The following is a 25,001-nucleotide window of genomic DNA, read 5'->3' on the forward strand; positions in this document are numbered from 1 at the left end:
GGCACGGTGTATCGCCAACCTCGCTCCCCGGCAGGACGATACGCCCGTATCGCATCGTTTCCGGGGGGACGAGGGAGCCTGGCATGGCGGATCCTGGGATGAGCGTGACTCCCTACTGGGAGCTGACCTTCGACGCCGACGGGGACGTGGACCGTCCCGAACGCGACCGGCTGACGGCGCAGGTCGCGGAGCGCGGCGTCAGTGACCTGATCGTCTTCGCGCACGGCTGGAACAACGACCGCTCCGGCGCGACCGCGCTGTACCGCCGCTTCCTCGCGCCGGTCCCGCGGCTCGCCCCGCGGGCCCGGCTCGGGTACGTGGGCGTGATCTGGCCGTCGATGCGGTTCAGCGACGAGCCGATCCCCGACTTCCCCAGGTCCGTGGCGGCCGTCGAGGCGGGGGCGGCACCCGGCCCGGCGCTGGAAAAGGACACCCGGCGCGCGCTTCTGGAGACGTTCCCGGGCCGGGCGGCCGTCCTCGACCGGCTGGCCCGGCTGCTGGACGAACGGCCGGACGGCGCCGAGGCACTGGCGGAGTTCGGGCGGCTGGCGCGGCTGCTGGCGGAGGAGGGGCGCCCCGGTCCGGCGGACACGGACGAGGAGGGCGAACCGGCCGTGTTCACGCAGGACCCGGTGACCGCGTGCGAGGAGTTCGCCGAGGCGCTGGCGGCGCTCCGCTCGCCCGGGCCCGTGGCCGGCTTCGGCATCCCCGACCCGTGGAACGGCGCCAAGGAGCTGCTCCGGCAGGCGGCGTACTACACGATGAAGCGGCGGGCCGGCACGGTCGGTGAGCACGGACTGGGGCCGCTGCTCGGCCGGCTGGCCGGTGCGGCGCCGGGGGTGCGGGTGCATCTGGTCGGGCACAGCTTCGGCGGGCGGCTGGTGGCATTCGCGCTGAGCGGGCTGCCCGAGGGGGTGCGCGCGGTGAAGTCGGTGACGCTGCTGCAGGGCGCCTTCTCGCACTACGCGTTCGCGGCCCGGCTGCCGCACGCCCCGGGCCGGGCGGGTGCGCTCGAGGACCGGCAGCGGCGGATCGACGGCCCGCTGGTGTGCTGCCACTCGCGCTTCGACTCGTCGCTCGGCACTCTCTACCCGCTGGCGTCGCGGCTGTCCGGGGACGACCGGTCGTGCGCGGGCGACCGGATCGCGGCCGTCCTCGGCCCCGAGTGGGGTGCCATGGGCCACGACGGGGTTCAGGCGGTGCCGGGCACCGCCCGGCTGGACCTCGCGGCGGCCCTGGGCGGACCGCTGCCGGCGTCGGGGTGCGTGAACGTGGATGCGAGCGCCGTCGTCCGCCGCGGGGACCCGCCGGCCGGGGCACACAGCGACATCGTGCACCCCGAACTGGCGCGGCTGGTACTGGCGGCGGGCCGCATCGGCTGACCCACCGGTCACCCGTGCAACCCGGAGCCGGAGCGGCCGGTACCGGCGGCGGGCCGCACCGGCTCACCCGCCGATCACCGCGCAACCGGAGCCGGAGCGGGCTGGTACCGGCGACAGGCCGCACGGCTCACCCGCCGATCACCGCGCAACCGAACCCGCACAGCTGATACCGACGGCGGACCGCACGGCCGACCCGCCGATCACCGCGCAACCGGAGCCGCACGGCTGGTACCGGCGGCGGGCCGCACCGGCCGGCCCGCCGCCCGCCTCACCTCAGCGGTGCGAGGTGAACTCCACCACCTGCTGGTAGGTCGGCCGGTTCTGCCAGCTGATCCTGCCGTGCTTGATGCCGCCCAGGGGGCGCTGGGCGATCGAGTCGGCACACCACTGGTCGCCCGCGGAGCACTGGTCGTCACCCGGGTAGACCTGGGCGGCGGTCAGCCCTGCCGCCTGCTTCAGGGTGCTGATCAGGGTGTCCCGGCAGGCGCCGAGGCTGCCGCCGCCGCAGTACTTCTGCGTCAGACCGCCCTGCACGCTCTCCCCGAGCACCGCCCGGATGTCCTTGTCGACATAGCTCCACCAGCCGTACTGGAAGGAGCTTCCGGCGTGCGAGCCGGTCGGCCCGTGTCCGGCCGAGGGGGCCTCGTCGACCGGCAGGGCGGCGGTGAAGGCCGTGTACAGATCGCTGCCCAGACCCGGTTCGAACTCCGCCTTGACCAGCAGCGGCCACCAGGCGTCCAGGATGCGGATCGCCTCGGCGTTCGCGTAGGTCTTCGAACCGGCGGCGGTCTCCGTGCGCTTGGCGCCCGCGGCGATCCAGGCCCGCAGCCTGCTCACCGCCGCGGCGGCCGCGGGATCGCTCACCGCGGAGGAGTCGATCACCTTGAGCAGGTTCGGCAGCACGTCCTCGGCACGCAGGTCGGCGAGCGCGGCGTCCGCCATGGCCTGCGTCAGCTTCGTACGGGTCACCCCGCCGGCCGCGACCAGCTTCTTCACCCGGTCGTCGAGCAGATCACCTCGGTGCACGGAGCCGTCGCCCCAGGACGCGGTCGTGTAGTCCTTGGCCTGCTTGTTGTTCCAGGAGATGTAGTAGTCCTGGTCGACGGAGTTCGGGTGGGCGGAGGCCGGGGTGTAGTCGGCCGTGTTGGCCGCCGGATCCCAGTTGCGCCACTCGTACGCCGGCTGCGCCCACACCGGGAACTCGGCGTCGACCCCGCTCGCCCGGACCGGGTTGTCACCGCTGTTGTAGTACGCGGTGTGCTGGGAGTCGGCGTAGAACCAGTTGAAGGTGAAGTTGATGTGCTGCGCCGCGCTCTGGAAGCCGGCCGGCCCCTTGACGAAGTCCGGGTCGTTCAGCATCTGGAAGCCGATGATCGAGTCGGCCTCGTGCAGGTAGGAGGAGCGCAGACTGGTGTAGGCGACCTTCTTGCCGCCGACGGTCGCGCGGTACTCCACCGGCCCGTACTTCGTGCGCCACACCCGCATGGTGTACGACCCCGCCGCCGTGCCGTCGGCCACCGTCGGCTTCCAGGCGTTCTTCTGCTCGACCTTGTCCATGGCGGTGCAGGTGCCGTGGTAGAGGTAGTGGTAGTCGTCCTGGCACAGCTCGACGGCGTAGCTGTCGATGATGTCCTGGCCCGAGGTGGTCGCGCTCCAGGAGTAGTCCTGGCCGCGGCCGAGTTCGACGTACATGCTCAGGCCCGCGAAGGAGGCGCCGCGGGCGCTGATGCCCGGGCCCTGGATCTCCTGCAGCATGAGCAACTGCGGGGCGAAGTAGCCGGTCTGCGGCCCGAAGACGGCGACGGGGTGACCGCTCGCGGTGTGCTTGCCGCTCACCACCAGGGCATTGGACATGCCGCGCCGGGCCGAGCCGAGGGCGGCCTCGGCGGCGCCGGCCGAGCCGGCCTTCGCGGCCGCGGTGGCCGCGCTGCCGGTGCGGTCGTAGACCAGCGGTTCCTGGGTCGCCGAGCCGGCGTCGGGCAGCGCCTCCCCCTTGGCGTCGGCGGGCTTCGACGCGTACGGGAAGCTCCCGCCGTCGTGGACGGTGAGGGCGGCCTCGGGGTCGTTGCGCTCCCGGAAGGACTCCCAGACCCTGGTGCCCTCCTCGACACCGTACTTGACCTGGGCGGCGCGCAGGGACAGCGCGTTGGTGACCTCGCCGCCACCGCCGGAGCCGAACAGCGAGCCGACCACGGAGGCCAGCGCCACCAGGTCGGTGACCTTGAAGTGGTCTATGGTCCCCGCGTTGGTGATGGAGTCCTTGTGGCCGGTCAGGACGTACTCGCCGGGGAAGTAGCGGCCGCTGTCGGAGGCGTCTATGTAGGCGTTGATGCCGGCGAGATAGGCGTTGACGTCGGCGAGGGCCTGCTGACCGCGGGCGCCGCTCCTGGCCACGGCACTGTCGATCTGCGCCTGGAGGTCGGCCTCGGTGTAGGGCGCGCTGCGGTAGAACTGCTGCTCCAGGCCCTGGTTGGCGGGCGCGCCGCCGGCGAAGGAGGTCAGCTGACCGCGGCCCACGTGCCGGAAGACGTCCATCAGCCACAGCCGGTCCTCGGCCGCCGCGTATCCCGCGCCGAACTCGGTGCCGTACCGCGTGGTGCCCGTGATGTGCGGCACACCCGTCCTCTTGTCGCGGACGATCGTGACGTCGCCGCGCCCGGCCGGCTTCTCGGTGGAGGCGACCTGGTCGGACGGGACGCCGAAGGAGGCGTCGTTGAAGAAGGAGTTGAGGCTCGCGTCGGTCAGCCCCGGGTAGCCGGTGGCCAGGCCGGCGTACGGGCCGAGCTGGTCCTCGGCGTGCCCGGGCTGGGTACCGAAGGCCTGGTTGAGCAGGATCTGCGCGAGTGTGGCGTTGCCGTTCTCGCCGGGCGGCAGGATGTCCGAGCACTGGCCACCGCAGTGGTCGTCGGCGGCGGTGGCGCCGGCCGCCGCCGCGGTCTGGGTCAGTGGGGAGAGAAGACCGGCGATGAGGACGCATACGGACGCGGTCTTCAGGAACCCGAAGAGTCGGCGGGACGTTCTCACTCTGTCAGGGGCGGTACGTGGGGTTCGCCGTGGCATGGCAGCTCCTAGCGACAGGGGTGGGCGAACGTTACCGCCGGTATCCCCAGCTTTAAAGATGAACATGCGTCAGTTTTTGAAGTCCGCGAGAAGAGCGATGAGAAGAGATGGAGCCAATTCGCCTGTCGATACGTCTATTCGGCGACGTCCGTGCAAGACGCCGAAGTGACCGACGTACAGGTGCAGGTGTGACGGAGGTGCAGGACGATGGCCGGTTTCCGGAGTCTGGCGAGACAAGTACGCGATCCGCGCTGTGATCTGGCACTGCGGCGGTACTCGCTGCGCAAGTGCCTGGAGAAGTTCGCCCCTTACGGGCATCGGGCGACCTGGGACCATCTGTGCTCCCGGGCCGGGTTCGGCCCCGAGGACCGCTCTCCCGAACCAGCGCGGCTCGTGGCCGCACTGGAGGAGCTGGAGGAGGCCCGCTCGGTCTGGCTGGGGTACGAGACGGAGTTCACCGAGCGGCGGAAGAAGGAGAAGCACGACGGGCTGCGCCGGCCGGGCAGCGTGGACGACTGGCACCGGCTGACCTGGGGCGGCTTCGGGGTCGCCTGGTGCGACGACCCGCGGATCCACCCCGCCGAACCACTGGCCGAGGTGCTGCGCCGGCTGATCGCCGCCCTGGAGCGGGCGCCGGGCTCCTCCTGCCCGGTGTGCGACGCGGAACGCCTGGTCTGGCGCTACGGCCTGGACCACGAGCCGTCGTCCGGCCCGGTCTGCACGGACTGCGGCATCCTGGTGCCGCGCCCCGTGCTCACCGACCGCGCACTGGAATACGCCCGGCGCGAACGGCTGCTGATGTCGGCCTGAGAACCGGGGTTCTCACGTGGGGTGCGCAGGGGATGCCGCACCCCCGGCCACGGGGCCCGGCCGCGGGATCGGGCTCTGCTTGATCCGGCCATGTGCTCCGACCGCGGAATCCGGTCGCGATCCGGTCGCGAGACCCGTTCCGCGCGGGTACGGAATCCGTTCGGGGTGACCACCGGCGCCTGGGCCGAGCCCGATCCGGCGGCCCGGCCCGACCGGGTGCGCGGCTGGTCGGTGCGGCCCGACTCCGCCTCGGTCAACGGGCACGAGCCGGACGCCGAAGCGGTCGCCGGCCAGTCGCTCGACAGCAAACCGAACCCAGCAAGAGTCTTGGGGGCGCGGGAAACTGCGCGACCATCCCCCACGCCCCGGCACCCGGAAACAAACCGAACCCGCACCACCCCAGGCGCCCGGGAAACTGCGCAACCACCCCCACGCCCCGGCACCCGACAACAACCCGAACCGGCACCACCCCAGGGGCGCGGGGAACTGCGCGACCAGCCCCAGCGAACCCGCAGACGGAAACGCGGCCGCGCGCACCCGTGTCGGCCGGTACCGCGCAAGCGGTCAGTGTTCGGCCAGCAGCCTCGACCCCGTGAGCCGCTCGCCGGATATGTCGTCCGGGTTGGACAGGACGCAGTTCTCCAGGGACAGGCACCCGCAGCCGATGCAGTCCGTGAGGTGATCGCGCAGCCGGTTCAGCTGCTTGATGCGCTCGTCAAGTTCCGACCGCCACTTCTCCGACAGCCGCGCCCAGTCCTCGCGGGTCGGCGTCCGCTCCTCCGGAAGCTCGGCCAGGGCGTCGCGGATGGTGGCCAGCGGGATGCCCACCCGTTGGGCCGCCCGCACGAAGGCGACCCGGCGCAGGGTGTCACGGCTGTAGCGGCGCTGGTTGCCGGACGTGCGGCGGCTGCTGATCAGGCCCTTGGACTCGTAGAAGTGCAGGGCGGAGACGGCGGCACCACTGCGCGCGGACAGCTGGCCGACGGTCAGCTCGTGGATCTTGACGGGAATCTGGGGCACTCCTCAGAGATTACCCACCCCCTCGGGGCACGCCATCCGTTGACATCGCCCCCTCCACCCGACCATGCTAAGCAGTCGCTTAGAGACGCGATCGAGAGGCCGGGAACATGGCAGAACCGAGGACCTTCACCTCCCCCGACGAGCTGAGGGCGGCCGTGGGCGAGCAGCTGGGGTACACCGACTGGCTGGAGGTCGACCAGAAGCGGATCGATCTGTTCGCGGACGCCACCGGGGACCACCAGTGGATCCACGTGGACCCGGAGAAGGCCGCCGCCGGGCCGTTCGGGACCACCATCGCGCACGGGTATCTCACCCTGTCCCTGCTGCCCCTCTTCGGACCGCAGCTGATCAGGGTCGAGGGCGTGAAGATGGGCGTCAACTACGGGACCAACAAGGTCCGCTTCCCCGCCCCCGTCCCGGTCGGCTCCCGGCTGCGCGCCACCGCGACGATCACCGGCGTCGAGGACGTCACCGGCGGGATCCAGGTCACGGTCGCCTTCACCCTGGAGCGCGAGGGCGGCGACAAGCCCGTGTGCGTCGCGGAGTCGGTCTCCCGCTACTACCTGTGAGCGCGGGGGCGCCCTACGCGGCGCCCACCATCCGCAGCACCAGGTCGGCGTAGAGCGCGCCGACCTGCTCGGGGGTGCGCGGGCCGTTCACGTCGAACCAGCGGGCCACGTCGATGCACAGCGACAGCACGGCGAGCGTGGTGCCCTTGACGTCCGGCACGTCGAACTCGCCCGCGGCCACGCCGTCCTCGATGATCCCGCGCACCTCGGCGTCCACCTGGCGGCGCAGTGCGACGATCTCGGCGCGGGCCTCGGGGCCGAGGGCGTCGAGTTCGTACTGCACGACACGGGCGGTGGTGCGCCGCCCCGCGTGCCAGCGGACGAAGGAGCCGACGGCGTCGGCGAGCCGCTCCGTGGCGCTGCCCTCGCGGCGGGCCGCGGTGCGCAGGATGTCGAGGGCCTTGTCGTGGCCGATCCGGCTGATCCGGTGGAGCAGCTCTTCCTTGGTCTTGTAGTGGATGTAGAGCGCGGCCGGGCTCATGCCGGCCCGGCCCGCGATGTCGCGGGTCGTGGTCGCGTGGTAGCCACGCTCGGCGAAGGCCTCCACGGCGGCGACGAGGAGCCGCCGGGCCGCGTCAGGGGTGACCTCGTCCCACGGCTCCACTTCGCCGCCGGTCGTCTCCTCCGCCGTACTCATCGCTCGTCAGCCCCTCTCGTGACAGGAGCACCACCATACCGCCGACGGTGAGCGAGCGCTTAGCGTAGCCGCTCAGAGCTTCTCGAAGGGGTCGTGATCGGCGAGCAGCTTCTCCAGGCGGGCCTGGTCGACGCGGCTGACGATCTGCCCGGCCTCCTGCCGGTCGCGGATCACCTTGGCGAGGGTGAAGGCGGAGGTGACGAGGTAGAGGACGGCGATCGCCAGGAAGCCGCGGACCCAGGCGTTCGCGTCCAGCCGGAGGATGCCGATGGCGGTCGCCGCCATGGCGACCGCGAAGGAGGCGACGGCCTGTCCGTAGAAGGCGGCCGTGCTCTGCTGTCTGACCGTTGTGTCGCTCATGGCCCCAGCATCGGCGGGCGCGGCCCGCGCCACATCCGCCGAGATACTCAGGACGGTACTCAGAACGCCGAAACGCCGGTCAGGGAACGCCCGATGAGCAGCTTCTGGATCTGGCTGGTGCCCTCGTAGAGCGTCATCACGCGGGCGTCGCGCAGGAGTTTGCCGACCGGGTACTCGTCGATGTAGCCGTAACCGCCGAAGACCTGCAGGGCGTTGCCGGCGGCGCGGACGGCGGCCTCGGAGGCGAACAGCTTGGCCTTGGAGGACTCGACGGCGAACGGCTCGCCCCGGTCGATGAGGTCGGCGACCCGCCAGGTCAGCAGCCGGGCCGCGTCGACGTCGACGGCGATGTCGCTGATCAGCTCCTGCACGAGCTGGTGCCGGGCGATCGGCTTGCCGAACTGCTCGCGCTCACCGGCGTACCCGACGGCCGCGTCCAGCGCGGCCTGGGCGATGCCGACGCAGCCCGCGGCCACCGACATCCGCCCCTTGGCCAGCGCGGACATCGCCACGGAGAAGCCCTTGCCCTCCGCGCCCAGCATCGCCGAGGCGGGCACGCGCACGTCCTCGAGGACCAGTTCGGCGGTGGCCTGGCCGCGCAGGCCGAGCTTGCCGTGGACGGTCCGGCGGGTCAGGCCGGGGGTGTCGGTGGGCACGAGGAAGGCGGTCACGCCCTTGTGGCCGGGGGCGTCGGTGGAACGGGCGAACAGCAGGACGACGTCGGCCCAGGTGCCGTTCGTGATGAACATCTTGGCGCCGTTGACGACGTAGTCGTCGCCGTCGCGCACGGCCCGGGTGGTGAGGCTGCCCGCGTCGGACCCGGTGCCGGGCTCCGTGAGGCCGAAGCAGCCGACGTACGCGCCGGAGGTCAGGCCCGGCAGCCAGCGCCGCTTCTGCTCCTCGCTCCCCCAGGCGGCTATGGACTTGGCGACCAGCCCGAGGGAGACGGAGACGATCCCGCGGGCCGAGGAGTCGCCACGCCCCAGCTCCTCGGTGACCAGGCAGTACGCGAGGTGGTCGCCACCGGAGCCGCCGTACTCCTCGTCGACGGTCAGGCCGAGGAAGCCGATCTCGCCGAGCTTCTTCACGATGCCCCGGTCGACCTCCTCGGCGCGGTCCCAGGCGGCCGCGTGCGGGGCGATCTCGCGCTCCACGAAGTCCCGGGCGAGCCGCCGTACGGCAGTCTGCTCCTCGCTGAGTCCCAGGTTCACCACGAGATCACCCCACACCGAACGGATCCATCGCTGGATCTTGAAATCCGTACAATTAAATTAGCACTGCTAGTTTCTGTTTGCAGCCCTACTATGTGCGCCATGGCCCGACCGCGCAAGCCCCTCCTCAGCACCGACCGGATCATCGGGGCGGCGCGGGAACTGGTGGACCGGGAGGGCCTCGCGGCCGTCTCCACCCGCCGCCTCGCCGCCGAGCTAGGGGTGAGCGGGCCCTCGCTCTACAACCACTTCCGCACCAAGGACGAGATCCTCGAAGCGGTCGCCGACTCGGTGAGCGCCCTGGTGGACCTGTCGATGTTCGACGGCGGCGGTGACTGGCGGACCGCGCTGCACGACTGGGCCGTCTCCTACCGGGCCGCCCTGCGCGACCACCCGAACATCGTCCCGGTCCTCGCCCGCGGCCCCGGCCGCCGCCCCGCCGCCCTGCGGCTGGCCGACGCCGTCTACGGCGCGATGGTCGACGCGGGCTGGCCGGCGGCCCAGGCGACCTCCATCGGCGCGCTGATGCGGTACTTCATCATGGGCTCCGCGCTCGGTTCGTTCGCCGGGGGCTTCGTGGACGACGCGAGCGCCTACGACCCCGCCGACTACCCCCACCTCGGCCAGGCCCATCTGCTCGCCGAGCAGCAGGAGAAGATCGACGAACGCGCCTTCGAGGCCGGCCTGTCGGCACTGCTGGACGGGCTGGCGCTGCAGTACGAGCAGGTGCGGCGGAGCGCGTGAGGACGGCTCCGGCGGAGCGTCCGAGGGCGGCCGCGGTGAGCGCCGCGAGAACGGCTCCGGCACCCGCGTGAGAGTGGCTCCGGCGAGCGCGGGAAGGCGGCTGCGGGGAGCCGTGAGGGCGGCTGCGGGGGCTGTGACGGTTCGGCCGGTACCGAACCGTCGGGGGCGCATGCTGGGCGTATGACCACCAAGGATCCCCGGGCCACCGGCCTCGCCGCCCTCGCCTCGCTGATCGCCGACGAGACACGGGCCACGTGTCTGCTGGCACTGCTCGACGGGCGGGCCTGGACCGCCGGGGAACTGGCCCGGCATGCCGGGGTCGCCGCGTCCACGCTGAGCGAGCACCTCGGCAAACTGGTCGCGGGCGGACTGCTCACCGAGGCGCGCCAGGGCCGCCACCGGTACGTGCGGCTGGCCGGCGCGCGGGTGGCGCAGCTCGTGGAGGATCTCGTCGCGCAGGTGCCGGCGGCGGCCGTACGGCACCCTCCGCACACCCTGCGGGAGTCGGGCGCCGGTGCCGCCATGGCCCGCGGCCGCACCTGCTACGACCATCTCGCCGGGAGACTGGGCATCGCGGTCACCGACGCGCTGACCGAGTGCGGGCTGTTGCGGCAGGACACCGGGTTCGCGCTCACGGACGCGGGGCTGGAGTGGTTCGGCGGGGCGGGCATCGTCCTCGACCTCTCCGGCAGGCGTCCGCTGGCCCGCGCGTGCCTCGACTGGACCGAGCGCCGCACTCATCTCGCGGGCGCGGCGGGGGCCGCGCTGTGCCGGCACGCGCTGGATGCGGGGTGGTGCGTGCGCATCGGTTCCGCCCGGGCCGTGAAGGTGACCGCGACGGGAGAACGGGCCCTGTCCGACCTGCTGGGCATCACGTCCGACGCCCTGCGCTGAGCCAGGGCCGGGCGTCACGTCCGGCGCCCTCCCCGAAAACCCTGGGCATCACGTCCGACGTCCCGCGCCGAGCCCGGACCGGGCGTCACGTCCGGCGCCCTCCCCCCGAGACCCCTGGGCATCACGCCCAACGCCCCGCGCCGAGCCCGGACCGGGCGTCACGTCCAGCGCCCGCCCCGAACCCCTGGACAGCACGTCCGACGCCCTGCGCTGAGCCCGGACCGGGCGTCACGTCCGGCAGGCACGGCCGCGCTGGTCGTCAACGTCGGCCCGCTGCTGATCGCGCTGCTGGGCGCCCGGCTGCTCGGTGATCCGATGCCGCCGAGGCTGCTGGCCGGAATGGCCGTGTCCTTCGCGGGCGCGGTGACCGTGGGGCTGTCGATGTCGGGCGGAGGCGGCTCCTCCCTGCTCGGCGTGCTGCTGTGCCTCCTCGCGGCCGTCGCGTACGCCTGCGGGGTCGTCGCGCAGAAGCCCGCGCTGGGCGGGGCGAGCGCGTTGCAGGTGACGACGTTCGGCTGCCTGGTCGGTGGCGTGCCTGCCGTTCGCCGGTCAACTGGCGCACGAGGCGGCGCACGCCTCCCTGCCGGCCACCCTGAACATGGTCTACCTGGGCGTCTTCCCGACCGCCCTCGCCTTCACCACCTGGGCCTACGCGCTGGCCCGGACCACCGCCAGCCGGATGGGGGCGACGACGTACGCCGTGCCCGCCCTCGTGGTGCTGATGTCGTGGCTGCTGCTCGGCGAGGTGCCCGGGGCGCTCACCCTGGCGGGCGGGGTGCTGTGCCTCGCGGGTGTGGCGGTGTCCCGCTCCCGGGCGGGCGGCGGCCGGACCGCCCGGGTCGCGGCCCGGCGGCCGCGACCCGAGAAGGTGCCATGAGTCTCAGAAGACGACCAGCGCCCGGCCGCCCTTGCCCGCGAGCATGTTGTCGAAGGCGGCCGGGATGTCCTCGAGGCCGATGCGCTCGGTGACCAGCGCGGACAGGTCCAGGCGCCCCTCGCGCACGTGCTCGGCGAGCAGCGGGAGGTCGCGGGCCGGGTCGCAGTCGCCGTAGACGCAGCCGGAGAGGGTGCGGCCCCAGTGGAAGATCTCCAGGGCGTTGAAGGCCACCTGCTGGTCCTTGCCGCCGATGCCGACGACCGTCGTACGGCCGCCCCGGCGGGTGGAGTCCCAGGCCGCGCGGATGGTGACGGCGCGGCCCACGCACTCGATCGAGACGTCGACGCCCTGCTTCGCGGTGAGGGCGCGGATCTCGCGCGCGGTGTTCTCGGAGGCGAGGACGTAGTCGGTGGCGCCGGCCGCGCGGGCCAGTTCCTCCTTCCCGGGCGAGACGTCGACGGCGATGACGCGGGCGGCGCCCGCGATCCGGGCCGCCTGGAGGGTGGCCAGACCGACCCCGCCGGCCCCGAACACGGCGACCGTCTCGCCGGCTCGCACCCGCGCGGAGTTGTGGACCGCGCCGTAGCCGGTCAGGACGGCACAGCCGAGCAGGGCGGCGTCGGTGAGCGGGATGCCGTCCGGCAGGGGCAGCACGCAGGAGGCGGGGACCACCGTCTCCTCGGCGAACGCGGCGACGTTCAGGCCCGGATGCAGTTCGGTGCCGTCGACGGTGCGGGCGTAGACGCCGGCGGCACCGGCCAGCGCGTTGGCGCACAGCCAGACCTCGCCGAGCGTGCAGGCATGGCAAGTGCCGCAGGATGGCGCCCAGTTGAGGACGACCGGGGCACCGGGCGCGACGCGGGTGACGCCCTCCCCCACCGCGACGACCGTGCCGGCGCCCTCGTGGCCGAGGACCGCGGGGACCGGGACCCGCATGGTGCCGTTGGTCAGGGACAGGTCGGAGTGGCAGACACCGGCGGCGGCGAGGCGGACGCGGACCTGGCCCGGTCCCGGGTCCGGCAGGTCGACGCCGGTGATCTCCAGGGGGGCGCCGATGGCGGGCAGAACGGCGGCTCGTACGGCCATGGCTCTGGGAACTCCTCTAGAACTGGAGGGACTTGGTCTGGAGGTACTCGGCGAGTCCGGCAGCGCCGAGTTCCCGGCCGACCCCGGACTGCTTGTAGCCGCCGAAGGGCGCGAGGGGGTTGAAGCGGCCGCCGTTGATGTCCACCTGGCCGGTGTCCATGCGGCGGGCGAAGGCCACCGCCTCGGCCTCGTCGGCCGCCCAGACGGCGCCGGCGAGTCCGTAGACCGTGCCGTTGGCGATGCGCAGGGCGTCCTCCTCGTCCTCGTAGGGCAGGACGCAGAGGACCGGGCCGAAGATCTCCTCCTGGGCGACGGTCATGTCCGGGGTGACGTCGGCGAAGACGGTCGGGCTGACGAAGTAGCCCTTCTCGCGCGGGGCTTCGGGGCCGCCGGCGACCAGGCGGGCGCCCTCGGCGACGCCCTTCTCGATGTAACCGCGCACCCGGTCCCGCTGTGCGGCGTTGACGACCGGGCCGATGCGGTCGCCGTACTTGGCGGCGGCGGTGGCGGCCAGCTCGACGGCCTCGTCGTACCGGTCGCGGTGGACCAGCATGCGGGTCCAGGCGCTGCACGTCTGACCGGAGTTGGACATCACGTTGGCGACGCCGACGTTCACGGCCTTGGCGAGGTCCGCGCCGGGCAGGATGACGTTGGCGGACTTGCCGCCCAGTTCCAGAGCCACCTTCTTCACGGCCGCGCCGGCCACCGCGCCGATGCGCCGGCCGACCGCGGTGGAGCCGGTGAAGGAGAGCAGGTCGACGCCGGGGTGCTCGGCGAGGGCCTGGCCGGCGACCGGGCCGAGGCCGGTGACCAGGTTGAACACACCGGCCGGTACGCCGGCCTCGTGCACCGCCTCGGCGAACAGCTGGGCGGTGAGCGGGGTGTCCTCGGCCGGCTTGAGGACGACCGTGCAGCCCGCGGCGAGCGCCGGGGCGACCTTGGCGACGATCTGGTGGAGCGGGTAGTTCCAGGGGGTGATGGCGCCGACCACGCCGATCGGCTCGTGCAGGACGGTGGAGTTGCCGACCTTCTCCTCGAAGGAGTGGGTGGCGGCCAGTTCGGCGTAGGAACCGGCGACGGCGATCGGTACGGCCGCGTGCACGGCCTGGGAGAACGCGAGCGGGGAGCCCAGTTCGGCGGTGACCGTCTCGGCGATCTCGTCCTTGCGGCTCACGAGGACGTCCCGCAGGGCGGTGAGGCGTGCGGCGCGCTCGGCCGGGGGTGTCGCGGCCCACGCGGGGAGGGCGGCGCGCGCGGCGCGTACGGCGCTGTCGACGTCCCCGGCGTCGCCCGCCGGCACCCGGGCGATGACCTGCTCGTCGGCCGGGTTCACGACCTCGATCACATCACCGTGCGCGGCGGGGCGCCAGGCGCCGTCGATGTACAGGCCGTCGTGTGCCTTCATGCTGGTTCCTCCCGGCGGGGCTGCGTCGTCCGGCACACAAACTAGCGGCGTTAGTTTTCTGGCGCCAGGTGCACCCGGAGAACGTCACACCGGACGGACGTCCGCCTGTCCGTGCCGGAACGGCAGCCGGCCGGTGCAGGGGCGCACCGGCCCGGACGGCAGAGGCGGCGGCCGAGAAGCTGCGGGAGGGGGCCGCCGGGCCGAGAGAAGCCGGGGTGCGGAGAGAGGCCGGGGTGTGGAGAAAAGCCGGGGCCGGGAGGCCAGGAGGAGCCGGGGGCGGAGAGAAGCCGGGCGGCCGGAGGACCGGAGAAGCCGGAACGGCCGGGGAGAAGCCGGGCGAGCGGAGGACCGGAGAAGCCGGAACGGCCGGGGAGAAGCCGGGCGAGCGGAGGACCCGGGGCCGGGGAGAAGCCGGGCTGATCGAGGACCGGAGCGGCCGGGGAGAAGCCGACGGAGGAGCCGGGGGGCCGGGGAGAAGCCGGCAAACGGAGGAGCGGGAAGGGCCGGGAGGGCCGGGGAGCCACTAGGGCCAGGAAGCCGCGAGCACTCGGGACCCGCGAGCACTGGGAGCCGCGACCGCCGGGGCCCGCGGAGCCGACAGGAGCCGACAGGAGCCGACGGTGCGGGCGCGACGCCCGCACCATCGGGTCACTTCGTCGCGGTCAGGTGGGCGAAGACCACCACGTTGCTGGTGTAGCCCGTCCGCCGGCTGAAGAGCCCGCCGCAGGTGATCACCCGCAACTCCGGCCGCCGGGCCGGGCCGTAGACCTCCTTGTCCGGGAAGCCCGCCTTGTCGAAGACCTTCACCCGGTCCACGCTGTAGACGGCGCTGCGCCCGTCCGCCCGCTCGACCTCGATGCGTTTGCCGGGCTTGATCTGGGCGAGGCCGGCGAACACGGCGCTGCCGGTCGAGGTGTCGCGGTGGCCGACGGCGACCGCGGTGCCGGGCTCGCCCGGGGTGGGGCCGCCCTCGTACCAGCCGACCAGCTTCGGTGTGTCGACGGGCGGTGTCTCCAACTGCCCTTCGGAGTTCAGCCGGATACCCGTGACCGGGGCGTCGACCCCCAGGGACGGAACACGGAACATCGTGGGCCTGGACCGGGACAGCGGACGGGGCGGGGGCGTGCGGTCCGCGCCGGACTCCGTCCCGTCCGGGCCGATTCCGTCCGCACGGCTGGATCGCGCTCCCGCGGCGCCCGATTCGGCCGACTGGCCGGGTACGGCCGATGTGCCGTTCCCGCCGCACCGCGTACCCACCACCACCAGGACGAACACGAGCAGGGCCGTCCTGCTGAGGCGGTAGGCACGGGTCCGGTGCCAGGGCCTGCGTCTGCGCCTACGCGGCACCATGGGGCCGCCGGCGGATGAGCCGGAAGTACACCGCACCGCAGACCGCCACCAGGCCCACCGCCGCCGCCGCGGTCACCGGAGAGTAGGCGGCCGCCGTGTCGACGAGACCGCCGCCGCCCGCGTGCACGCCGCCCCTCGGGGGCTGCTGGCCGTTCTGGCTCCAGCCCCCGTTGTCCTGGCGGTCCTGCTGATGGTCCTGCTGGTGGTCCTCGATCTGCCCGCCCGGGCCCGGCGCGCCGTCGTGCTGGCCGTCGTGCTGGCCGTCACGGCAGTTGACACGGAACACCTTCTCCTTGGTGGCACCGCCCGCGACCCAGGTGATCTTGTACTGGCCGTCCGCCAGGCCGAGCGGGTCCGTGTGCCCGGCGCCGCCGGCGAGCTGGACGGTGCCGGAGACGGTGGCCGCGGTGGGCAGCGGGGGCTGCGGCGTGACGGTGTACGCGATGGTGGGCAGGACGTCGAAATTGACCGCGTCGAGGTAGAACCGGCAGACGAGTGGGTCGTCCTTGCCGCCCAGGCTGGGATACATCTCGGCTCGGTGGATCCTGATGTCGCCGTTCTCGCCCGCGGCGATCGCGTTCGGCGCCGCCACCCAGGACGCGCCCGCCGCGGCGAGGGCGGTGAGGACGACAGTGGCGCCCGCGCGGGAGCCGACGGCACGTGGGAGTGTCTGGGTGGACATGAGCGCTCCTCCGAGTTCAGACGATTTTCATACAAATCGCTCTTTCGCCTGAACTGTCCTTCATGGTCGGCGTCGCTCCCGGCATCGACGCCCGGCGCGTCGTCAGATATCGCTCGTACGGCGCAACCCCGAGCGCCCCGGCCGCTCGCACGAGGCCTGCCCCGGAGCGCTCCCGGGCCGCCCCGGCGAGCGCAGCGCCACCCCGGACGACAGCAGCAGCAGCACCCCCAGCATGACGAACGGCGCGCCCGCACCGGCCAGTCCGGCCACCAGGCCCGCGCCGGCGGGGGCGGCTACCTGGCCGAGCCGGTTGCCGGTCAGGCGCAGCGCGAGCGCGGTCGAGCGGGCGTCGGCCGGGGCGGCCTGGACGATCGTCGTCATCGACAGCGGCTGCCCGACGCCGAGGCAGAACCCGAGAACGGCGAGCATCAGGCCGAGCGCCCACACCGGTACCGGGAGCGCGACCCCGGCGCACAACACGGCCGCGAGGAGGCAGGTCACGGTCAGCAGCGCGGGCCGGCCCAGCAGGTTCAGCAGCGGGGTGAGGACGAGCCGGCAGGCGATGGTGGCACCGGCCCGCAGGCTGAGCAGGACGCCGACCACCGACGGGGAGACGCCGCGGTGCTCGCCGACCACCGGGAGGTAGGCGGTGAGGATGTCGGTGGCGGACAGCACGGACAGGCTGATCAGCATGCCCGCGGGCACACCCCGGGCGCGCAGGATGCCCCCGACCGGTACCCGCCGGCCGCGCGGCGGGCGGGAGCCGGCCGCCGCACGGTCCTCGAGGCGCCACAGCGAGGTGCAGGCGACCGCCGCGCCCGCGCCCGCCACGACGAGGGCGAGCGCGCTGCTGCCGGCCATGTCGTGGCCGCCGATCAGGGCGCCGGCGGCGACCGGGCCGACGAGCTGGCCGAGGGAGGCGCCGATGGTGAAGTGCCCGAAGTTCCGGTCCTGTTCGTGCGGGGCGGAGCGGCGGGCCACCAGGGACTGCGCGCCGATCACGAAGCAGAGGTGGCCCAGGCCCATCACCCCGCTCCACAGGGCCATCGCGGGCAGGGAGTTCACGGCCCCGCTGAGGGCACAGCCGCCGGAAATGAGGACCACTCCGGCGTAGAGCAGGGGGGTGCAGCGGCCGTGGTCGGTGCGGCGGCCGAGCGGTACCGCGGCGAAGAGCGGGAGCAGGGCGTACACCCCCGCGATGACACCGACCGCTCGCTCGTCGGCGCCCAGCGCGAGTGCCCGGTAGGAGACGGCAGGCCGGGCCATGGACACCGCCCCCTGGGCGCAGCCGAAGGCGATGACGAGGCGGAGCAGCCAGCCGCGGTTCCCACCGGGCGTCATGGTCGGGGCCTCCCGTGAACCACGCGTGTCAGATGATGCCGAACAGGATTCCCGCGCCGAGGACCACCAGCGAGGTGAGAACGGCCCACTTCACGACGAACCTGGTGTGGTCGCCGAACTCCACCTTGGCCATGCCGACCAGGACGTAGACGGCGGGGACGAGCGGGCTGGACATGTGCAGGGGCTGGCCCACGATCGAGGCGCGGGCGATCTCCAGCGAGGAGACGCCGTGCGCGTGGCCCGCCTCGGCGAGGACCGGCAGGATGCCGAAGTAGAAGCCGTCGTTGGACATGAAGTACGTGAGCGGGATGCTCAGTACGCCGGTCACGAGGGCCATGTGCGGGCCCATGCCGTCGGGGATGTTGCCGACCAGCCACTTGGCCATGTGGTCGACCATGCCGGTGCCCTGCAGGACGCCGGTGAAGACCGCCGCGGCGAAGACCATGCCCGAGACGTTCAGGACGTTCTCCGCGTGGGCGGCGATGCGGGCCTTCTGGTCGGGCATGTGCGGGAAGTTGACGGTCAGGGCGAGTGCGGCGCCGAGCAGGAACAGCACCGGGATCGGCAGCCACTCCATGATCATGGCGGTGAGCAGGACGACCGTGAGAAGCGCGTTGAACCAGTACAGCCTCGGGCGCAGCGTGGGCCGGTTCGGGTCGAGACCCTGGAATCCGTCGTCCCCGGGCCGCCCGGGCCGGGGCGCGTCACCGCCGGCACCCTCCGCGCCGGCCGCGTCCTTGCCGCCGGCGGTGCCGGTCGCGCCCTCCGCGCCGTCACCGACGGCACCGTCCGCGCCCCTGGCACCGGCGGCACCCGTGCCCGTCGTACCCGCGGCACCCGCGCCGCTGCCGGCAGCCACCAGGGCCGTCGTCTCCTGCCCGGCCGGCTCCGTGACCAGCACCTCGTCCAGCGTGAGCACACCGAGCCGGGTGCGCTCGCGGCGGCCGAGGACGTAGGCGAGGGCGAAGACGAACAGCAGCCCCATGGCGAGCGCGGGGATCATCGGGACGAAGATGTCGCCCGCGTCGACCTTGAGCGCGGTGGCGGCACGGGCGGTCGGGCCGCCCCACGGCAGCGTGTTCATCACGCCGTTGGCCATGGCGGCGACGCCGGTCATGACGACCAGGGACATCTTCAGGCGCTTGTAGAGCGGGTACATCGCCGAGACGGTGATCATGAACGTGGTCGAGCCGTCGCCGTCGAGGGAGACGATCGCGGCGAGCACGGCGGTGCCGACGACGATGCGCAGCGGGTCGGCCTTGCAGAACCGGAGTATGCCCCGCACGATCGGGTCGAAGAGGCCGACGTCGATCATCACACCGAAGTAGACGATCGCGAACATGAGCATCGCCGCGGTCGGGGCGAGGCTGGTGACGCCGTCGAGGACGTAGTCGCCGAGCCCGGCGCCCTTGCCGACGAACACGCAGAACAGCGCGGGTATCAGCACGAGCGCCGCGATCGGCGACATCTTCTTCAGCATGATCAGGGCCAGAAAGACCGCGATCATGGCGAAGCCGAGGATGGTGAGCATGAGTGGTTACCTAACGTTCGCCCTTGAACATCGCACCTGGGGGTCGGCGGTGCGTCGACGTTAGGTCCCGTCATCCAGCGTTAACAAGATGCTGACACGCGAGCAATAAGCGCAGAACTCCAGGTCACAGGCTTGCCGAGAGGGCGACGGGGAAGCCGTTGAGGACGGCGTTGCCGGAGAGCGGGTCCAGCAGGCTGCCGTCGAGGAGCTGGTTGACGTTCACGCCGGGGTTCACGGAGGCGTGGCCGAGCCGCGTGCCGGGGCGGTCGTGTCCCCAGCCGTGCGGCAGGCTCACCACCCCCGGCCGGACGCCGTCGGTGACCTCGGCGGGGGCCACCACCTCTCCCCCGGCGCCCTTGATCCGTACGTCCTGCCCGTCGCGCACGCCGAGCCGGCCGGCGTCCTCGGGGTGGATGTGCAGGGTGCAGCGGTTGCTGCCGCCGGTGAGGGCGGGCACGTTGTGCATCCAGCTGTTGTTGGAGCGCAGGTGACGGCGGCCGACGAGGACGATGCCGTCGGGGCGCTCGTCGAGCGCCCGGCGCAGCCGGGGCAGGTCGCCGGCGATGGGGTCCGGCAGCAGCTCTATCCTGCCGCTGCGGGTCCTGAGCGGCTGCGGCAGGCGCGGGCGCAACGGGCCGAGGTCGATGCCGTGCGGGTGCGCGAGCAGCTTGGCCAGGGTCAGTCCGTCGGGCCGCGCGCCGAAGCCGTCGCCGTAGGGGCCGAGCCGCAGCATCATGTCGAGCCGCCGCTCGGGCCCGGTGTCGCCGGTGAGCCGGTCCGCCAGGTCACGCGGATCGCGGCCGTGCACCGGCGAGTGCTCCTCCTGTACGGCCTTGCCGAGGGTCTGGTCGACGACCATGGCGTCCACGGCGGCCGGGTCGGTGCCGTGCATGCCGGTGGCCGCCAGGATCAGCCGGGCGAGGATCTCGGTCTCGGCCATGCGGCCCGGCTCCAGCGGCACCGCGGGACGGCTGTAGCGGACCTGGTTGCGCACGGCGAGGGCGTTGAAGGCGAAGTCGTGGTGCGGGCTCTGCGAGGGCGGGGGCGGGGGCAGCACGACGTGGGCGTGGCGCGAGGTCTCGTTCAGGTACGGGTCCACCGAGACCATGAAGTCCAGTGAGTCCAGCGCCTTGTCGAGGCGGTCGCCGTCGGGTGCGGACAGCACCGGGTTGGCGGCCACGACGATCAGTGCGCGTACCGGCTCGCCCTCGCCGGTCGCCGTGTCGATCTCCTCCGCCAGGGCGGAGAGCGGCAACTCCCCCTTGGCCTCCGGGTGTCCGCTCACCCGGGAGCGCCAGCGGCCGAGGGCGAAGCCGCGGCCGGGGCCCGCCGGGCGGGGTGTCCTGTCGGTGGCGGCCTGCGGGAAGAGGGCGCCGCCGGGCCGGTCGAGGTTGCCGGTGAGGATGTTCAGGACGTCGACCAGCCAGCTCGCCAGGGTGCCGTGCGGGACGGTGCAGCTGCCGATGCGCGCGTAGACGGCGGCGGTGGGCGCGCATGCGAGTTCGCGGGCCAGGGTACGGATGTCACCGGCGTCGAGATCGCAGGCCGCGGCCACGGACTCGGGTGTGAAGTCCCGCAGGGCCGACCGGAGTTCGTCGACGCCCTGGACGTACGGGGCGAGGTCCTTCAGGTCGGCCAGGTCCTCCTCGAACAGCACGGTGGCCATCGCGGCGAGCAGCAGGGCGTCGGTGCCGGGCCGGATCTGCAGGTGCCGGTCGGCGAGCCTGGCGGTGCGGGTGCGGCGCGGGTCGACGACGGTGAGCCGGCCGCCGCGGGCCTTGAGTCCTTTGAGTTTGCCGGGGAAGTCGGGAGCGGTGCACAGACTGCCGTTGGACTCCAGCGGGTTGGCGCCGATGAGGAGCAGATGGTCGGTGTGGTCGAGGTCCGGCACCGGGATCGCGCCCGCGTCGCCGAACAGCAGCCCGCTGGAGACGTGTTTGGGCATCTGGTCGACCGTGGAGGCGGTGAACAGGCTGCGGGTGCGCAGGGCGCCCAGCAGGACCGGCGGGTAGAGGGCGCCGGCCACGGTGTGCACGGTGGGGTTGCCGAGGACCACGCCGACGGCGTTCGGGCCGTGCCGCTCCGCGACCGGGCGCAGACCCGCGGCGACCGCGTCGAAGGCCTCCTCCCAGGTGGCCTCGCGCAGCACGCCGTCCTCCCGGACGAGCGGGGCGCGCAGCCGGTCGGGGTCGCCGTCCACGGCACCGAAGGAGGCGCCCTTGGGGCAGATGAAGCCCTTGCTGAAGACGTCCTCGCGATCGCCGCGGGCGCCGGTGACACGGGTGCCCTCGATGCTGAGGGTCAGCCCGCAGGTGGCCTCGCACAGGGGGCAGATACGCAGAGCGGTGCGGGACACGGGTCCTCCCGGAGGGTAGCGGGGTGCCGGGTGGCACGGCGCGGCGAACTCGGGGCGAGCATACCGACCGGTATGCACGGAGGGGAGCCCCTTGGAGGAAAGGAGGGCCACGGGGACGAGAAGCGCGGCTTCCCGGAAGACCCCGGGGCGGCCCTGGGACGGGAGGACGGCCTTCCGGCGGGGCGCCGGCCGTATCCGTGGGCACGGCGGCCCCGGGGGCGGGGAGGACGGGCCTTGGGGCGGGAGCAGGGCGTCCGCGCAAGGAAGGTCCTCGGAGCGGGAACAGGCGCACGCCGCAACGAAGGTCCTCAGAGCGGGAACAGGCGCACGGCGCAACAAAGGTCCTCGGCGCGAGAACAGGCGCACGGCGCAAGGACGGGCGTAGGGGCGGAAACAGGCGCACGGCGCAAGGACGGGCGTAGGGGCGGGAACAGGACCCGTCACAAGGAAGCTCCTCGGAGCCGGAACAGGACGTACGCCGCAAGGACGGGCCTCGGAGCGGGGACAGGACGCCCGCGCAAGGACGGACCTCGGAGCCGGAACAGGACGCCCGCCGCAAGGACCCTCGGAGCGGGGAACAGGACGCCCGTCGAGCCGGTGCGGCTTCAGTCCAGCGCGCGGGCGAGATACGCCAGCAGCAGCGCCCGCGTCTCCTCGATGATCGCCTCGTCCCCCTCGGGGTCGGTACGGAAGGCGAGTTGGACCAGGGTGTCGGCGCTCTCCACCGCGACCAGGAAGACCCGGCGCAGGTCCTCGTCGGGGGTGCGGCCGAGGTAACCGGAGATCAGGCCCGAGAGCCGGTCCGCGACCAGGGTGTTGGGCTCGGCCTGGCGCACGCCGACCGGGATCTGATTGCCGAAGTCGACCAGGGAGAAGCCGGGCGCGGTGCGCTTCATGGCCAGGTACTCGTCCAGGACGACCCCCATCGCGGCCCGCCAGTCGCCCTCGGGGGCCTCCTTCAGCCGTCCGGCGACGCGCTCGGTGTACCGCTCGAGGTTGCGCTGGGCGAGGGCGTCGGCCATCTGCCGCTTGTTGCCGAAGAACCGGTAGACCGAGCCGATGGGCACGCCGGCGCGCAGGGCGACCGCACGGGTGCTCAGGGCGTCGTAGCCGACCTCGTCGAGGAGTTCGGCGCACGCGTCCAGGATCCTGGTGAGCCGTTCGGCGCTGCGTCGCTGTACGGGCGCGCGGCGGAGGGATGTCGCTTCGGGCACGGACTTCATGATGCCTCTCCGCCGCGGTCCGGTGAACCTCGCCCGACAGTACGGAGAACGATGGCCGCTGCACTCACTCGCCGGCGCCGACGGTCGTGGGCGCGGCCGAGGGACCGGCCGTGTCCGCGTCCGCGCCCGGCACCGGGTCCGCGTTCGGTGCCGAGTCCGAGTTCGGTGCCGAGTCCGAGTTCGGTGCCGACGCCGGGGCCGAGGCCCTGTCCGCATCCGGCGCGGAGCTCGAGGCCCTGTCCGCGTCCGGCACGGAGTCCGAGGCCCTCTCCGCATCCGGCACCCTGTCCGCGTCCGCGTCAGCCTCCGTGCCCGACGCCCGCATCCGCATCCGTGTCAGCCTCCGTGCCCGACGCCCGCATCCGCATCCGTGTCAGCCTCCGTGCCCGACGCCCGCATCCGCATCCGCATCAGCCTCCGTGCCCGACGCCCGCGCCCGCGCCCCCGTCCGCGTCCGCGTCCGACCCGGAGTCCGACGCCGTGATGTCGGCGGTGCTCTGTACCGGCCTGCCGTGCACGGCCCACACCGTGCCGTCGTCCGCGTAGAGGCGGGCGGTGACGTGGTGGGTGCCGCGTGGGACGAGGCGGCCGGGCAGGTGGTACTCGGGCGCGCGCAGCCGGGCGACCCGCCGGCCGTCGACGAAGAGATGGGCGAGACCGCGCCCGGGGGCCGCCGCCGGCCGGGCGCCGGGTGCGGAGCAGCGGAAGCGGTGGAAGGCCAGCCGGACGTCCCAGCCGCCGCCGGAGTCCGGGGTCACCTCGACGCCGACCTCCGGCGCGTCCCGCTTGGCCACCTCGCGCAGATGACGGCCGGTGTCGTCGGTGTCGTCCAGCACCTTGCCCACCGGCGAGGGCGACGGCATGCTCCCACGGCCGTGCGCCTCGCCGGTCGCGCAGCCCGCCGCCGCGCACGGCAACAGGACGCAGACCGCGAGCGCGGCGAGAGATCTGCGCGTCGGCGTCCTCGGCGTCCTCAGCGTCGTCCACGACATGCTCCGCAGACTAGGACAACGCTCCGGAAGCCCGAATCCGCCTGAAGTCTGGTTCTTCCCGTCCCCCGGCCGCAGGAGGCCGGGCCCCCTTGCGGACGGCCTCGCACATTCCTACGGTGTTGCATAGGAATCAGGACCGCAAGGGAGCGAGCATGAGCGGGGACGCGCGGAAGAGCGCCGAGGCACTGTCGTATCTGACCGGGTTCGGCAATGAGCACGCCTCGGAGGCGGTGCCGGGCGCCCTGCCCGAGGGCCGTAACGCACCGCAGCGCGCACCGCTCGGGCTCTACGCGGAGCAGCTGAGCGGTACGGCGTTCACCGAGCCGCGGGCGCACAACCGCCGCTCCTGGCTGTACCGCATCCGGCCGTCGGCGGCGCACCCGGCGTTCACCCGCACCGACAACGGCGCGATCCGTACGGCGCCGTTCACCGAGACGGTGCCCGACCCGAACCGGCTGCGCTGGGACCCGCTGCCCGAACCGCCCGCCGGTACCGACTTCCTGGCCGGGCTGTGGACCCTCGGCGGCAACGGCGACGCCACCCAGCGCACCGGTATGGCCGTGCATCTGTACCGGGCCGACACCTCGATGGAGCGGGTCTTCTCGGACGCCGACGGGGAGCTGCTGATCGTGCCGGAGCGGGGCGCGCTGCTGCTGCACACCGAGTTCGGCCGGCTCCATGTGGCGCCCGCCCATGTCGCACTGATTCCTCGTGGGGTGCGCTTCCGTGTGGAACTGCTCGACGAGTCGGCCAGCGGTTATGTGTGCGAGAACTATGGGGCGCCGTTCCAGCTGCCGGACCTCGGCCCCATCGGCGCCAACGGCCTCGCCAACGCCCGCGACTTCCGGGCGCCGGTCGCCGCGTACGAGGACACCGAGGGACCGGTGGAGGTGGTGAACAAGTTCTGCGGCAACCTCTGGACGGCGACCTACGACCACTCCCCCCTCGACGTGGTCGCCTGGCACGGAAACCATGTGCCCTACGTCTACGACCTGCGCCGCTTCAATGTGATCGGCTCCATCTCCTACGACCACCCCGATCCGTCCGTCTTCACGGTCCTGACCTCCCCGTCGGACACCCCGGGCCTGGCCGGCGTCGACTTCGTGGTGTTCGCGCCGCGCTGGCTGGTGGGTGAGGACACCTTCCGGCCGCCGTACTTCCACCGCAACGTGATGAGCGAGTACATGGGCCTCATCGAGGGCGCCTACGACGCCAAGGCGGAGGGCTTCGTGCCCGGCGGCGGCTCGCTGCACAACATGATGTCGGCGCACGGGCCGGACCGGGAGACCTTCGACCGCGCGAGCGCGGCCGAGCTGCGGCCGCAGAAGATCGACGACGGTCTGGCGTTCATGTTCGAGACCCGCTGGCCGGTGACGCTCACCCCGCACGCGGCCGGCGCGGAGCATCTCCAGCGGCGCTACGACGACGTGTGGCAGGGTCTGCAGCGCCATTTCCGTCCATTGCACTGAAC

20 protein-coding genes and 2 pseudogenes are annotated in these 25,001 nt (G+C 72.9%); 8 read left to right on the top strand and 14 right to left on the bottom strand.

Going from position 1 to position 25,001, the window contains the following annotated elements:
- The first annotated feature begins 83 nt into the window (after nucleotides 1–83).
- Nucleotides 84–1,382: a serine-threonine protein kinase gene (locus tag ABVB68_RS23305; protein WP_353603050.1), complete on the top strand. Its 1,299-nt coding sequence runs from the start codon at nucleotides 84–86 to the stop codon at nucleotides 1,380–1,382.
- A 273-nt stretch (nucleotides 1,383–1,655) separates the two neighbouring features.
- Here ABVB68_RS23305 and ABVB68_RS23310 read toward each other — a convergent pair whose 3' ends face one another.
- Nucleotides 1,656–4,442, bottom strand: coding sequence for a penicillin acylase family protein (locus ABVB68_RS23310; protein WP_353603051.1), 2,787 nt, complete (start codon nucleotides 4,440–4,442; stop codon nucleotides 1,656–1,658).
- Nucleotides 4,443–4,649: 207 nt separating this feature from the next.
- Between ABVB68_RS23310 and ABVB68_RS23315 the strand changes: the two genes are divergently transcribed.
- Both ABVB68_RS23315 and ABVB68_RS36985 read left to right on the top strand, forming a co-directional pair.
- Complete coding sequence (locus ABVB68_RS23315) at nucleotides 4,650–5,252, top strand: hypothetical protein (RefSeq protein ID WP_353603052.1); 603 nt, start codon at nucleotides 4,650–4,652, stop codon at nucleotides 5,250–5,252.
- Nucleotides 5,253–5,381: 129 nt separating this feature from the next.
- Nucleotides 5,382–5,555, top strand: a pseudogene (locus ABVB68_RS36985) (3-keto-5-aminohexanoate cleavage protein); the annotation flags it as partial.
- Between the two features lie 261 nt (nucleotides 5,556–5,816).
- On the opposite strand, the gene soxR reads toward ABVB68_RS36985, so the two are convergent.
- A complete protein-coding gene (soxR, locus tag ABVB68_RS23320) occupies nucleotides 5,817–6,272 on the bottom strand; it encodes a redox-sensitive transcriptional activator SoxR (protein ID WP_353603053.1) in 456 nt (151 codons plus the stop codon).
- Nucleotides 6,273–6,379: 107 nt separating this feature from the next.
- Between soxR and ABVB68_RS23325 the strand changes: the two genes are divergently transcribed.
- Nucleotides 6,380–6,841 (top strand): MaoC family dehydratase, encoded by a 462-nt coding sequence (locus ABVB68_RS23325; protein ID WP_353603054.1) that lies wholly within the window; start codon nucleotides 6,380–6,382, stop codon nucleotides 6,839–6,841.
- A gap of 13 nt (nucleotides 6,842–6,854) precedes the next feature.
- Here the strand turns inward: ABVB68_RS23325 and ABVB68_RS23330 are convergent, their stop codons facing one another.
- The 3 genes from ABVB68_RS23330 to ABVB68_RS23340 form a co-directional block, all read right to left on the bottom strand.
- Nucleotides 6,855–7,478 carry a TetR/AcrR family transcriptional regulator gene (locus tag ABVB68_RS23330; RefSeq protein ID WP_353603055.1) on the bottom strand — a complete coding sequence of 208 codons (624 nt, stop codon included), beginning with the start codon at nucleotides 7,476–7,478 and terminating at the stop codon, nucleotides 6,855–6,857.
- 72 nt (nucleotides 7,479–7,550) lie between these two features.
- Nucleotides 7,551–7,838: a YiaA/YiaB family inner membrane protein gene (locus tag ABVB68_RS23335; protein WP_353603056.1), complete on the bottom strand. Its 288-nt coding sequence runs from the start codon at nucleotides 7,836–7,838 to the stop codon at nucleotides 7,551–7,553.
- Between the two features lie 59 nt (nucleotides 7,839–7,897).
- Nucleotides 7,898–9,049, bottom strand: a complete 1,152-nt coding sequence (locus tag ABVB68_RS23340; RefSeq protein WP_353603078.1) for an acyl-CoA dehydrogenase family protein — start codon at nucleotides 9,047–9,049, stop codon at nucleotides 7,898–7,900.
- A gap of 102 nt (nucleotides 9,050–9,151) precedes the next feature.
- On the opposite strand from ABVB68_RS23340, the gene ABVB68_RS23345 reads away from it, so the two are divergent.
- The 3 genes and pseudogenes from ABVB68_RS23345 to ABVB68_RS23355 form a co-directional block, all read left to right on the top strand.
- Nucleotides 9,152–9,793, top strand: a complete 642-nt coding sequence (locus ABVB68_RS23345; protein WP_353603057.1) for a TetR/AcrR family transcriptional regulator — start codon at nucleotides 9,152–9,154, stop codon at nucleotides 9,791–9,793.
- Nucleotides 9,794–9,973: 180 nt separating this feature from the next.
- Complete coding sequence (locus ABVB68_RS23350) at nucleotides 9,974–10,687, top strand: ArsR/SmtB family transcription factor (RefSeq protein ID WP_353603058.1); 714 nt, start codon at nucleotides 9,974–9,976, stop codon at nucleotides 10,685–10,687.
- A 237-nt stretch (nucleotides 10,688–10,924) separates the two neighbouring features.
- Nucleotides 10,925–11,564, top strand: a pseudogene (locus tag ABVB68_RS23355) (DMT family transporter); the annotation flags it as partial.
- A 3-nt stretch (nucleotides 11,565–11,567) separates the two neighbouring features.
- Here ABVB68_RS23355 and ABVB68_RS23360 read toward each other — a convergent pair.
- The 9 genes from ABVB68_RS23360 to ABVB68_RS23400 all read right to left on the bottom strand — a co-directional run bounded on the left by ABVB68_RS23360 (nucleotide 11,568) and on the right by ABVB68_RS23400 (nucleotide 23,530).
- The gene (locus tag ABVB68_RS23360) at nucleotides 11,568–12,650 is read right to left on the bottom strand and encodes a Zn-dependent alcohol dehydrogenase (RefSeq protein WP_353603059.1); all 1,083 of its coding nucleotides are present in this window, start codon (nucleotides 12,648–12,650) and stop codon (nucleotides 11,568–11,570) included.
- A gap of 16 nt (nucleotides 12,651–12,666) precedes the next feature.
- Nucleotides 12,667–14,055: an aldehyde dehydrogenase family protein gene (locus tag ABVB68_RS23365; RefSeq protein ID WP_353603060.1), complete on the bottom strand. Its 1,389-nt coding sequence runs from the start codon at nucleotides 14,053–14,055 to the stop codon at nucleotides 12,667–12,669.
- A 648-nt stretch (nucleotides 14,056–14,703) separates the two neighbouring features.
- Nucleotides 14,704–15,405, bottom strand: coding sequence for a class F sortase (locus ABVB68_RS23370; RefSeq protein ID WP_353603061.1), 702 nt, complete (start codon nucleotides 15,403–15,405; stop codon nucleotides 14,704–14,706).
- Nucleotides 15,392–16,087, bottom strand: coding sequence for a hypothetical protein (locus ABVB68_RS23375; RefSeq protein WP_353603062.1), 696 nt, complete (start codon nucleotides 16,085–16,087; stop codon nucleotides 15,392–15,394). Before ABVB68_RS23375 ends, ABVB68_RS23370 begins: the two co-directional genes overlap by 14 nt.
- A 102-nt stretch (nucleotides 16,088–16,189) precedes the next feature.
- Complete coding sequence (locus ABVB68_RS23380) at nucleotides 16,190–17,428, bottom strand: MFS transporter (RefSeq protein WP_353603063.1); 1,239 nt, start codon at nucleotides 17,426–17,428, stop codon at nucleotides 16,190–16,192.
- A 28-nt stretch (nucleotides 17,429–17,456) separates the two neighbouring features.
- The gene (locus tag ABVB68_RS23385) at nucleotides 17,457–18,959 is read right to left on the bottom strand and encodes a CitMHS family transporter (protein WP_353603064.1); all 1,503 of its coding nucleotides are present in this window, start codon (nucleotides 18,957–18,959) and stop codon (nucleotides 17,457–17,459) included.
- A gap of 124 nt (nucleotides 18,960–19,083) precedes the next feature.
- A complete protein-coding gene (locus tag ABVB68_RS23390) occupies nucleotides 19,084–21,315 on the bottom strand; it encodes a molybdopterin oxidoreductase family protein (protein ID WP_353603065.1) in 2,232 nt (743 codons plus the stop codon).
- Between the two features lie 605 nt (nucleotides 21,316–21,920).
- A complete protein-coding gene (locus ABVB68_RS23395; RefSeq protein WP_353603066.1) occupies nucleotides 21,921–22,538 on the bottom strand; it encodes a TetR/AcrR family transcriptional regulator in 618 nt (205 codons plus the stop codon).
- A 410-nt stretch (nucleotides 22,539–22,948) separates the two neighbouring features.
- Nucleotides 22,949–23,530, bottom strand: a complete 582-nt coding sequence (locus ABVB68_RS23400; protein ID WP_353603067.1) for a hypothetical protein — start codon at nucleotides 23,528–23,530, stop codon at nucleotides 22,949–22,951.
- 152 nt (nucleotides 23,531–23,682) lie between these two features.
- Between ABVB68_RS23400 and hmgA the strand changes: the two genes are divergently transcribed.
- Nucleotides 23,683–24,999 carry a homogentisate 1,2-dioxygenase gene (gene hmgA / locus ABVB68_RS23405; RefSeq protein WP_353603068.1) on the top strand — a complete coding sequence of 439 codons (1,317 nt, stop codon included), beginning with the start codon at nucleotides 23,683–23,685 and terminating at the stop codon, nucleotides 24,997–24,999.
- Nucleotides 25,000–25,001 lie beyond the last annotated feature (2 nt).

Origin of the sequence: Streptomyces sp. NPDC096012, assembly GCF_040426375.1 — a bacterium.
GTDB lineage: Bacteria > Actinomycetota > Actinomycetes > Streptomycetales > Streptomycetaceae > Streptomyces.